This is a genomic window from Hydrogenophaga sp., from assembly GCF_051007235.1.
In the GTDB taxonomy this organism is placed as follows: Bacteria; Pseudomonadota; Gammaproteobacteria; order Burkholderiales; family Burkholderiaceae_C; genus Hydrogenophaga.
Genome location: NZ_JBPCSJ010000476.1, coordinates 1 through 11252, shown reverse-complemented (window position 1 = coordinate 11252; position 11252 = coordinate 1). Strand labels below are relative to the sequence as shown.

Genomic DNA, 11252 nt, shown 5'->3' with positions numbered 1-11252 from the left:
CACCTACCAGCAGGCAGCCTTCGAGCTCAAAGCCAAGAACGACCACACCTGGTATCCCTGGGCCGAGTTCGACCGCTACGGCAAGTACTACTACAACGCCCGCGGCATGGACGTCGTCGACGTCGGCGGCAAGACCATGGCCTACATCGCCTACTCGCTGGGCGGTCTGGTGGCGGTGGACGTAAGCGATCCCAACAACATCGCCTACGCAGGCTATGTGCCGGCCGCGCCCGCCCATGGCCCGAAAGAGCCGCCGATCAACGTGGACAAAAAGGGCATCCTGTCGCATTTCGGCTCCGGCATGCTCAAAGAAGCCGGCGTGATGGATGTGCGCGTGGTCGAAGACACCGACGCAGGCCCCGGCAAGTTCCGCGCCTTCTACACCGACCACTTTGCCGGCCTGGTGGTGGTCAGCGGTGCCGAAGCGCCGGGCGCGCAGTGGCGCCAGGGCAGCTACGACAACGACAAGATCGAAGGCGCCAGTGAGCCCCGCGTCTTCTGGCCCGACTACGAGTTCGTCAAATCCTTCGACATGACCCCGGTCACGGTGGGAGACGAGTCCATGCCCGCCTTCCTGGTGGGTGACGCCAAGGGCAACTACGCGGCGCCGGTGCAACTGGTGACGGGCGAAATCAACGGCCACGGTGGCGGCTTGTTCCTGCTGCCATCGAGGAACGTGGCGACCAACAACCAGGTGGATCTGGTGGAATCGTCGGGCGCTGGTGGCGTGAGCTTTGTGGACATCACCAAGCTGACCGGGAGTGTCGCCGCGATCACCGAGCGCTTCACCGTGCCGGTGAATCTGGTGAGCACCAACGAAGTCGGCGCGGCCGAAGACGGTTCGGCCACCCAGCCGATCGCCATCGGCCACGGCGAAGGCGTGACGGTCTCGGGCAACCACCTGTACTTCGCCGACGGTCCGCACGGCGTGAGCGTGTGGAAGATCGCGAACGGCCTGACCCCCATCGACGACCTGAAGCTGGTGGCCAACACGTTGCAGAGCGAGTACCCCACAGGGGTTGTCATGCCAACGCCGCACGCCTTCAAGGTGGGCTTTGGCAGCGATCCGACGCAGGCCTATGTGATGAGCCAGAGCCTGGGTATGCGCCGCCTGAACGTGTCGGCGGTCACCAATGGCACCGCTGCCGTGGGCACACCGGCCCTGCTGGACGCGGCGGGTGGTATCTACGAGCACAACACCGAAGCCGGCAATGTCGGCCTGGTCACGATCAAGGGCCAGGACCATGCCTATGGCGTGACCTTCAGCGGCAAGTACGCCATCGTGGCCGACGGCGACAACGGGCTGACGGTGTACGACACCACGGCCGCGGCCGGTTCGGATGCGAGCGTGGTGGCCAACCTCGGTGACTCGGACACCACGGCCAGCGGCAAGCCGCCGGTCGGTCGGGCTGCAACCGTCAAGCTGTGGACCAACACAGCCAACGGCAAGACCTATGCGGTGGTGGCGGCCGGTGCCTACGGCATCTCGGTGATCGACATGACGACCTTCCTGGCCACCGGCAACGGTGCGGACCTCACGATGGCCAACCTGATCAAGACCTTCGAGCCGCTGAAGTCGGACGACGACAACGCGTTTGGTTCTGCCGACGGCAAGAGCGTGGACCTGCACATCGTGGGTGACGTGGCCTACTTCAGCTACGACAGCTTCGGTCTGGGTGCCTACCGCATGGCCGATCTGATCGCACCGCCGACCGACATCAACCCGCTGTGCACCGACCCGACCAAGCTGAGCGCCAAGCAAGGTGGCCCGGCCGAATGCCGTCCGCCGCTGGCCGGCTACTTCAAGCTGCAAAAGCTGGCGGGCTACGAAACCATGGACGGCGGCGCGCTGTACATGACGCCGCAGCTCTTCCCGGCCAACCAGTGGATCAGCAACGGCAGCAGCATCTACAGGCTGGACAAGCCCCGCCTGCTGTTCTACGTGGCCTACGGCGAAGCGGGCGTGGTCAAGATCGACTGGAGCGACCTGGCCGCCCCGTCCATGATGGCCATCAAGGGCGTGGTGGGCGGTGCCGCTGCCACCGCTATTAACAACGGCCGCGTGTACGTGGCGGCCGGTTCTGGCGGTCTGAGCGTGCTCAAGTAAGCACGCCACCGGGTCGCCCAACAGACCCGGTGTGATCACCCCGAGGCGCCGCCTGGTCACAGGTGGCGCCTTTTTCATGGTCGGCCCGCATGGGAAGATAGGCGCTGTGACCCCGCCCCCCAGCCCCCCGCCCGCTCCCGAGGGACACGCCCCGTTCTGGCGCGAAGCGGGTCTGTCGTGGCCACGACCTTCGCTGCGCGCCTGGCCGCCCGACGCGCACCTGGCGCTGGCGCTGCTGGCGGCGGTGCCGGTGTGGCTGGCGCTCGCGGTATGGGCCGGGCCGCAGATGCGCATGCCCGTGGGGCTCTGGGCCTGGCTGTCGCTGGTGGCGGTGCAGCCGCTGCTGGAAGAGCTGGTGTTCCGCGGCGTGCTGCAGGGGCAGGCGCTGGCGCTGCTGCGCCAAGACGGCCGGCCGCGCCGGCTGGGGCCGGTGACGCTGGCCAATGGTCTGGTCACCGTGGCGTTTGTGCTGCTGCACCTGCGCGCCCAGCCGCTGGCCTGGGCGCTGGCGGTGCTGGCGCCGTCGCTGGTGCTGGGCCACCTGCGCGAACGCTTCGCCAGCGTGTGGCCCTGCGTGCTGGTGCACGCGGTCTACAACGCGGGCTTTGGTCTGGTGGCCTGGCTGGCGCAGCGTTGACGCCTGGGGCCGGCTGCACGGTCCAGACCGGGGCAAGGGCCGCTGCAGCCGAGCCCCATCAACCGTTGGCGCCGCAGCGCTCGTTGTCGGAGTCGGCGATCGCGCTCCACGCCGCCAGGCTCAGGTACTGCGGCTGGTCGTACACGCCCCCGGCGGCCAGCAGGGCCTTATTGAAAGCGCGCAAATGGTTGCGAGAGCCGCACAACAGGTTGTCGTACACGCTGACGATGTCGGGCTCGCCCTCCACCCGCTTCTTCTTTTCTTCGATGTCCCAGATGTCTTTCTCCTCGATCAGGCACCCCACCTTGAGCGCATCGATCAGGCTGGGCTGTCCCATGGCGACCAGGTCGGTGTAGAGCTGCTGGAGTGTGCTGTCGACAAACACACCGGGCGGCGTCGTGGCGGCAGGGTCCTCCAGGCCGTGGGCGACCAGCAGGCCGCGAATGGCCTCGGTGTGAGCGGCCTCGCTGGGCACGATGTTGCTGAAGACCTTTGCGCCCGAACTGGCGTACAGGGCGAGGTACACGTCGTGTGCCAGCTTCTCTTCTTCGCGCATGAACAGCAGACCGGCCACCTCATCGGCCGACAGTGCTGGTGCGTCCACACCGCCATCCGTGTCCAGACCGGGGGACACCGCGGCGGACAAGGCCTCGGTGGCGGACTCGGTCGCGGCCTCGTCACCGCCGCCGCAGGCGGTGAGCACCCGTCCGAGCGCCACGCCACCCAGTGTGAGTCCGGCCAGTCGCAGAAAGTGTTTTCGTTGCATCGCACATCCTCGAATCGGGCGCGAAGGCGCCACCCATGTCTTCAAGATAGACATGCGGCGCGGTGGACGACGTGCGAAAAATCAAACGCGCAGGGATGCCACCCGGGGCATTTCAGTCGAAGGTATGCATTCCTCACGCACCGTTACAGTCTTCACACCAGCGAAGCGTCCGGTAGGTCCTGATCCGCTGCGCAGTGAGCGGATGGGTATGATCCGCAGCTCGCGTTTCCTTCGCGTTTCCTCCGCGCTTTGCTCCGATCCTCGCGGCCGTCCTGAACGGTCCCGTGCTGCTCCCCCCCCATGTCCTCACCCGGCCCCGGCCTGAACCAGGCCCAGCTCGACGCCGTTCACCACCTGGGTGGCCCCTGCCTGGTGCTGGCGGGCGCCGGCTCGGGCAAGACGCGGGTGATCACGCACAAGATCGGCCGGCTGATCCAGGCCGGGCTGGCGGCCGACCGCATCGCGGCCATCACCTTCACCAACAAGGCCGCCGCCGAAATGCGCGAGCGTGCCGGCCACCTGGTGGGGCGCGACGCGCGCAAGGTGCTGATCTGCACCTTCCACGCGCTGGGCGTGCGCCTGCTGCGCGAAGACGGCGAGGTGCTGGGCCTGAAGAAGAACTTCAGCATCCTGGACACCGACGACATCACCAGCCTGCTCAAGGACTGCGGCGGCACCACCGACGCCAACACCGCGCGCGCCTGGCAGTGGACCATCAGCGCCTGGAAGAGCGCGGGCCTGACGTCGGCCGAGGCGCTGAAACAGGCCAAGGACGAGGACGAGCGCGTGACCGCCACCATCATGGCGCGCTACGAAGAACGGCTGACCGCCTACCAGAGCGTGGACTTCGACGACCTGATCAGCCTGCCGCTGAAGCTGCTGGGCCAGCACGAGGACGTGCGCGCCAAGTGGCAGCAGAAGATGGGCCACGTGCTGGTGGACGAGTACCAGGACACCAACGCCACGCAGTACGAGCTGCTCAAGCTGCTCGTGGGCGAGCGCGCGCGCTTCACCGCGGTGGGCGACGACGACCAGTCCATCTACGGCTGGCGCGGCGCCACGCTGGACAACCTCAAGAAGCTGCCAATCGATTTCCCGCAGCTGCGCGTGATCAAGCTGGAGCAGAACTACCGCTCGACCAGCGCCATCCTGCGCGCGGCCAACAACGTGATCGGCCCCAACCCCAAGCTGTTCCCCAAGACGCTGTGGAGCGACCTGGGCGAGGGCGAGCCGGTGCGCGTGGTCGACGCCGACAACGAGGAGCACGAGGCCGAGCGCGCGGTGGCGCGCATCCAGAGCCTGCGCGCCACCAGCCCGCACAAGGAGTGGCGCGACTTCGCCATCCTCTACCGTGCCAACCACATGGCGCGTTCGTTCGAGCAGTCGCTGCGGCGTGCGCAGATCCCGTACAAGGTCTCGGGCGGGCAGAGCTTTTTCGACAAGGCCGAGATCCGCGACCTGTGTGCCTGGCTGCGCCTGCTGGTCAACAACAACGACGACCCGGCCTTCCTGCGCGCGGCCACGACGCCCAAGCGCGGCATCGGCCACACCACGCTGGGCCAGCTGGGCACCTTTGCCACCCAGTACAAGCTCAGCCTGTTCGACGCGCTGTTCTCGCACTCGCTGCCCAGCGCGGTCAACAGCCGCGCCATCGCCACGCTGCACGAATTCGGCCGCGCGGTGAACGACCTGGAATACCGCGCACGCCACACCGTGGGCCACGAAGCGGCGCGCACCTTCCTGAACGACTGGCTCAAGGACATCGCCTACGAGCAGCACCTCTACGACAGCGAAGACAACGAGAAAGTGGCCGCTGCGCGCTGGACCAACGTGATGGACTTTTGCGACTGGGTGGCCGACCGCTGCGGCGGCAAGATGGAAGACGACGGCGGCGTGCAGGTGGAAACCGAACGCAAGACGCTGCTGGAGGTGGTGCAGACCATCGCGCTCATCTCGACCCTGAGCGAGCGCGAGAAAGACCAGAACGTGGTCACGCTCTCGACCTTGCACGCCTCCAAGGGCCTGGAGTGGCCGCACGTGGTGCTGGTGGGCGTGAACGAAGGCCTGCTGCCCTTCAAGACCGACGACGCCGACAGCGACCTGAGCGCCGAGCTGCTGGCCCTGCGCGTGCAGGAAGAGCGGCGCCTGATGTACGTGGGCATCACCCGCGCGCAGCGCACGCTGGCGGTGAGCTGGCTCAAGCGCCGCAAGAAAGGCCGCGAAAGCGTGCCGGGCACGCCCAGCCGCTTCATCAAGGAAATGGCGCTGGACCAGGCCACCGTGAAAGAAGACCCGCGCGAGAAGCTGCGTGCGCTGCGCGCCGAATTCGCGCAACGCGCCAGCGATGCGAACGCCGCCAAGCCGGGCAAGCCATGAAACGCAACACTTGCTGGCCCGCCTGGGTGCTGGGCATGCTGCTGTGCGCCTGCGCGCAGGCGCAGACCGGCGCCGGAGCGCCCTGCACCGATCCGGCCGACATCACCCCCACCCACCTCTACGGCCTGTGGCAGATCAGCCTGTGGCCCGAGGGTGGTGACGAAACCGCCACCGCTTCCCGCGGCGCCCTGCTGTTCGAACGCCACCCCGAACACGCGGGCAGCGTGCGAGGCGAACTGCGCCGCACCGCCGCCGGGCGGGACCTGACGGCCCAGGTCTCGGGTGACGTGACCGACGGCCTGTTCAACCTCGACGAATCGGACGACGGCGTGGCCATGAGCGCCGTCTGGGCGGGTGAACCGCAGGACTGCGGCCGCGAGATCCGCGGCACCCGCCGCCCGGCCGAAGGCCGCCCCGCCAGCGAAGCCGTCTTGCAGTTCCGCCTGCGCAAACTGCCCGGCTGGCAATGAGGCGCCCCGCCCCGCGTGGCGGGATGAGGTTCAGGGCTGGGCGTCGTCCAGCAACGCGGCGTCCAGCGCGCGGATGCGCTGGTCTTCGTAGTAACCGCCGTATTCGGTGTAGCGCAGATACGGTCGCGCACAGGCCTTGCAGACCCACACGTCGCAACGGTTGTAGGGAAAGAACGCGGGTGCGATCGGGGCATCGGCCGACCAGGCGTGCGTGCCGCGCGGGTGGTGCTCCAGCAGCGTGGGCTGGTCCAGGTCGTCGCGCCGCAGGGTGCCGACACGCTGCAAGGCCGACGCGTCGAAGGTGGCGGGCAGCGAATCCCAGCCCGCACACACCAGCGGCGCACACACGCCGCAGCGCCCCGGCTGCGCCGCTGCCGCGAGGGCTCGCAGGTCGTTGGCCTGCAGTCGGGGCAAGGGCTCAGCGCTCATGGAGCGGCCGCGCCGTGCCCGCATGGCGTTGCGCGCCGTAGGGGCAGAAACCCGGGCGCGGCCCCACCTGCGGATGCTTGCGGCAGGTGTCGGGGCGCTGCGGGTAGACGGTGCAGCGCCGCGTCTTCTCGTCCAGGAACTGGCAGTCCCCGCTGGCGCGCCGCGTCATGGTGAAGATGCCGTGCTTGAAGTTGAAGCGCTCGATCAGGCCCGCTTTCTCCAGCCGCTTGGCGATCTGCTTGGGTGCCTCGTGCTCCGCTTCGAACGGGTCCACCAGGCCCAGCCGGACCAGATCGGGCATCCGCACCTCCAGCGGCATGGTGCAGCAGTTGGCCTGACAGGTGTCGCACATGCCGGCGCGGTAACGCGTCCAGGTTTCAATGCGGTCGACGTCGACGATCTGGATCGAGGATCTCATTGGGGGGTACCCACAAAGCAAAACGCCCACTCGGAAGAGCGGGCGTTTTTGTGTTTGGTGGCCTGGGACGGAATCGAACCATCGACACGCGGATTTTCAATCCGCTGCTCTACCAACTGAGCTACCGGGCCAAACAGAAACGAGAGTATAGCAGCTTCGAACCGCCGTTTGGCGGGCCAAGCGATTTTCAGAATCCGCTGCGTTTGCTGCGCGCCAGATCGACCCCCAGCTGCTTGAGCTTGCGGTAGAGGTGCGTGCGTTCCAGACCGGTCTTCTCGGCCACGCGGGTCATGGAGCCGGACTCCTTGGCCAGGTGGTACTCGAAATAGGCTTTCTCAAACTCGTCGCGCGCGGTGCGCAGCGGCCCTTCGAGGTTGAAGGACTGCGAGGACTGCGGACCGATGTCCATGACCGGCTCGGGCAGGGTCCCGCCGGTCATGGCGGCTTCCACCGTCAGCTCGATCGCCGGGGCCATGGCGTTGCGGGCGGGCAGGCCAGCCCCCACTTTGGGCAGCGGCTTGTTCAGGCCCTGGTCCACGGCCTTGAGCAGCTTGGCCAGGGTGATGGGCTTTTCCAGAAAGGCGGTGGCTCCGATGCGGGTGGCCTCGACCGCGGTGTCGATGGTGGCATGGCCGCTCATCATGATCACCGGCATGGTCAGCAGACCGCTGCTGGCCCATTCCTTGAGCAGGGACACGCCGTCGGTGTCGGGCATCCAGATGTCCAGCAGGACCAGGTCGGGTTGCAGTTGGGCGCGCACGTGGCGAGCCTGCGCCGCGTTCTCGGCGAGTTCCACCGTGTGGCCCTCGTCGTTGAGGATCTCCGAGAGCAGGTCCCGGATACCCAGTTCGTCGTCTACGACCAGAATCGTTGCCATGGCGTGCGCGTGTTCCCTCTGAGGATGTTGTCAATTTGCAACTGCGAATGATAGCGACACCTGCGCGCCCACCACTTTGCCGTCGGTCAAGCGGTTGCTGACGTCGATGCGGCCGCCGTGCTCGTCCATGATTTTCTTGACCACGGCCAGGCCCAGACCAGTGCCTTTGGCCTTGGTGGTGACGTAGGGTTCGAAGGCGCGCTTGAGGATGTGCTCGGCAAAGCCGGGGCCCTGGTCGATGAGGGTCAGGCGCACCCACTGGCCCGAGTCGGACCGGCGCGTGCGCAGCAGCACCCAGGCGTCGGTCTGGCCGGCCATGGCGTCCTGCGCGTTCTGGATCAGGTTGTGCAGGATCTGCCGCACCTGCTGCGGGTCGGCCAGGGCCAGCGGGCAGTCGTCGGCCAGCTCGCAGCGCACCGGGATGGCCGCGTTGTCGTACAGGTGTGCGATGTCGCGCACCAGAGCGTTGAGGTCGGTCGGCGCGAGCTGGGCCGCGGGCAGGCGGGCGTAGTCGCGGAACTCGTTGACCAGGCGCTTCATGGCGTCGACCTGGTCGACGATGGTGCGCACCGACTTGTTGAGGATGGCCTGCTCGGGCGGCTGCACCTTGCCGTCGAGCTTCATGGCCAGCCGTTCGGCCGAGAGCTGGATGGGCGTGAGCGGGTTCTTGATTTCGTGCGCCAAGCGGCGCGCGACCTCGCCCCAGGCCTTGGCGCGCTGGGCCGAGACCATTTCGGACACGTCGTCGAACACCAGCAGGCGGTCGTTGTTGGGCAACAGGGCGCCGCGCGCGATGAGGGTGATGCCTTGCTCGAACGGGGAGTCGTGGTCGGCGTTGAGTTCGAACGACTGCTGCCAGTGGCCACCCTCGTGCGGGGTTTCTTCGCCCAGGAAGCGGTCGAACTGCTGCGCCACGCCGGTGGCGAAGGCTTCGAGGCCCGGCACCGCCGACAGGGGCTGGCCCATGTGCAGCGCCAGCGGCGTGTGCAGGATGCGCGCGGCGCCCGGATTGGCGCTTTGCAACCGGCCGTGTTCGTCGAACACCACCACGCCGGCGGTCAGGTTGTCCAGGATGGTCTGGAGGTTGTCGCGGGCGGCGTCCACCTGCTCCATGCTGTGCTGCACGGCGGCGCGGGCGTCGGCCAGGTCCTGCGTCATGTGGGCGAAGGTACGCGTGAGGCCGGCCAGCTCGTCGCGCGAGGTCAATGCAGCCTTGGGCGAGAGGTCGCCCTGCGCCACCTCGCGCATGCCCTCGGCCAGCACCAGCAGGGGGCGCACCAGCTGGTTGCCCAGCAGCACGGCCAGCAGCACCGCGCCGAACACGGCCAGGAACAGCGCCAGCGTGAGCGTGCCGATGTACATGCGGCGCAGGCCTTCGCGCGCCAACGCGCGTTCCTGGTATTCGCGGTTGGCCTGCTGCACCGCCAGCGCGTCGGTCACCAGCGCCGGGGGCAGCGGCACCACCACCTGCAGGTAGCGCGGCTCGGCACCAATGCCAAAGCCGGTCGACCCGACCAGGGCCAGCACCTTGATGCGCGCATCGCCGGAGCGGGCCGCGTCCGCGTCGGCGCCCTCGTCCAGCCCTTCGATCTGGGACAGCACGCGGCTGCTGCGCACGCTGCGCAACACGGCGGGCGCAGGCCGGTCGGGCGAAAACTCGAAGCGCGAGGCACCTGCACTGCCCAGGGCCTGGCCGCTGGCGCTCCAGAGCACGATGTCGCTGGCCGAGAGCTGCTCGCGCAGGCGGTCCAGCGACAGCACGGCGGTGGCCTGGGGCTGGCGGGCCAGCTCGTCGGCGGCCAGGCGGGTCTTGTTGCCCAGGTCGGCGCTGAGCGTGTCCAGCGTGGTGCGGCCCAGGTTCAGGCCGGCGGCCAGCGCGGATTCGACCCGCACGTCGAACCAGCTTTCGATGGAGCGCGCCACGAACTGGTAGGACACGGTGTAGATGAGCAGGCCGGGCAGGAAGCCCACCAGGCCGATGATGGCCGCCAGCTTGACCAGCAGGCGGCTGCCGAACTTGCCTCGTTTGAAGCGCAGCGCCAGCCGCACCGCCATCCACGCGATGACCAGCAGCAGCACCCCGGCCACGGCGGTGTTGATGCCCACCAGCCAGGCGAAGTTCTGTTCGTACAGCGCGCGGTTGCGGGTGGCCAGCGTCAGCAGGAACAGCAGCACCATGCCCACCCCGGCCATGAAGACCAGGCTGGCCACCACCGCCCAGCGCGTGGCGGCGGGCTTGTGGCGGTGCGGGCGCGGTTCGGCGGTGGACACGGCTCAGCGCGCCGTGGCGGCGGCGTCGGCTTCGGGCACGGCGGGCTCGATCTGGCGCGGCACGTCCAGGCGCCGCTGCAGCTCGATCAGCCATTCGGGCTGGTTGGCCATGCCGATCTGGAACGGCCGCGGCAACAGCGTCAGGTCCAGGCCGAAGCGCCAGATCACCCGTTCGTCGCTGTCCGGGTCCAGGCGCGAGGCGTCGGCCAGCTTCCAGGACGAGACCCGGCCCACGCTGGCCAGCGCGGCGGCCAGGCTGTCGAAGTTCTGGTGCAGGGCGTACTGCAGGCCCGCACCGCTGCTGCTGGCGGCAGCATCGTTGGACTGGCTCAGGCGCCAGCGCCGCGTCAGGGGCTGGTAGACCAGGCGCCAGGTGCGCACGGCCGTGGCCACGCGTTTGTCGGTCCAATACCAGCGGTCGCGCAGCACCTCGGCTTCCCAGACGAAATACAGGGGCACGCCTTTGAGCAGGGCGTCTTCGACCGCCGGCGAGGGGTTCAGCGTCAGCCGGGCCGAGAAGAACAGGCCCTCGGCGGTGCGGTGCAACGCGGCCTGGCGGATCTCGGGCTCGGCGGCCTGTGCGGACGACGCGGGCAGTGCCCACCCGGCGAGCAGACCGCCGCACACCAGCAACAGCGCCCAGACGTGCCGCATCAGGCGCCCGCCCCCACCGGCGCGGCGCGGGTCGTCAAGGCCCGGCCTTGTCGATGCGGGCGTAAAAGAAACCGTCGTATCCACCGGGAACATTGTCGGGGAACTCCCCTGCGCCACCGACCATTCCCGGGCGCAAATGGCCGGGTGAGGGCTGCAATACCGCATCGGTGTGGCGCCCAAGGAACGCCGCCACCTGATCGGCCCCTTCGGCCTTGAACACCGAGCAGGTGCAATAGACCAGCCGGCC

Annotated in this window: 10 protein-coding genes, 1 tRNA gene and 1 pseudogene; 4 read left to right on the top strand and 8 right to left on the bottom strand. The window is 68.2% G+C overall.

Annotated elements, in window-relative coordinates:
* Positions 1-2107, top strand: a 2107-nt coding sequence (locus tag ACR2JA_RS16830) for a hypothetical protein (RefSeq protein ID WP_434010225.1), incomplete at its 5' end; no start/stop codon positions are given.
* Positions 2108-2213: 106 nt separating this feature from the next.
* On the top strand, positions 2214-2744 hold the full coding sequence (gene mrtJ, locus ACR2JA_RS16825; RefSeq protein WP_434010224.1) for a JDVT-CTERM system glutamic-type intramembrane protease MrtJ: 531 nt from the start codon (positions 2214-2216) through the stop codon (positions 2742-2744).
* A gap of 58 nt (positions 2745-2802) precedes the next feature.
* Here the strand turns inward: mrtJ and ACR2JA_RS16820 are convergent, their stop codons facing one another.
* Positions 2803-3510, bottom strand: coding sequence for a DUF2202 domain-containing protein (locus tag ACR2JA_RS16820; protein WP_434010223.1), 708 nt, complete (start codon positions 3508-3510; stop codon positions 2803-2805).
* A 300-nt stretch (positions 3511-3810) separates the two neighbouring features.
* Between ACR2JA_RS16820 and ACR2JA_RS16815 the strand changes: the two genes are divergently transcribed.
* Both ACR2JA_RS16815 and ACR2JA_RS16810 read left to right on the top strand, forming a co-directional pair.
* Complete coding sequence (locus tag ACR2JA_RS16815; RefSeq protein WP_434010222.1) at positions 3811-5886, top strand: ATP-dependent helicase; 2076 nt, start codon at positions 3811-3813, stop codon at positions 5884-5886.
* Positions 5883-6356, top strand: coding sequence for a hypothetical protein (locus ACR2JA_RS16810; protein WP_434010221.1), 474 nt, complete (start codon positions 5883-5885; stop codon positions 6354-6356). The genes ACR2JA_RS16815 and ACR2JA_RS16810 overlap by 4 nt, the downstream gene beginning before the upstream one ends.
* A 30-nt stretch (positions 6357-6386) precedes the next feature.
* Here the strand turns inward: ACR2JA_RS16810 and ACR2JA_RS16805 are convergent, their stop codons facing one another.
* The 7 genes and pseudogenes from ACR2JA_RS16805 to ACR2JA_RS16775 form a co-directional block, all read right to left on the bottom strand.
* A complete protein-coding gene (locus tag ACR2JA_RS16805) occupies positions 6387-6785 on the bottom strand; it encodes a hypothetical protein (protein WP_434010220.1) in 399 nt (132 codons plus the stop codon).
* Entirely contained in the window at positions 6775-7203 is a 429-nt protein-coding gene (locus tag ACR2JA_RS16800) for a YkgJ family cysteine cluster protein (protein ID WP_434010219.1), read from the bottom strand. Before ACR2JA_RS16800 ends, ACR2JA_RS16805 begins: the two co-directional genes overlap by 11 nt.
* Before the next feature lie 55 nt (positions 7204-7258).
* Positions 7259-7334: transfer RNA gene (locus ACR2JA_RS16795), tRNA-Phe, on the bottom strand.
* A 56-nt stretch (positions 7335-7390) separates the two neighbouring features.
* Positions 7391-8080, bottom strand: a complete 690-nt coding sequence (locus tag ACR2JA_RS16790; RefSeq protein WP_434010218.1) for a response regulator — start codon at positions 8078-8080, stop codon at positions 7391-7393.
* Between the two features lie 30 nt (positions 8081-8110).
* Complete coding sequence (locus tag ACR2JA_RS16785; RefSeq protein ID WP_434010217.1) at positions 8111-10351, bottom strand: ATP-binding protein; 2241 nt, start codon at positions 10349-10351, stop codon at positions 8111-8113.
* Positions 10352-10354: 3 nt separating this feature from the next.
* Entirely contained in the window at positions 10355-11005 is a 651-nt protein-coding gene (locus tag ACR2JA_RS16780; protein WP_434010216.1) for a DUF4390 domain-containing protein, read from the bottom strand.
* Between the two features lie 34 nt (positions 11006-11039).
* Positions 11040-11252 (bottom strand): annotated as a pseudogene (locus tag ACR2JA_RS16775) (16S rRNA (cytosine(967)-C(5))-methyltransferase RsmB); the annotation flags it as partial.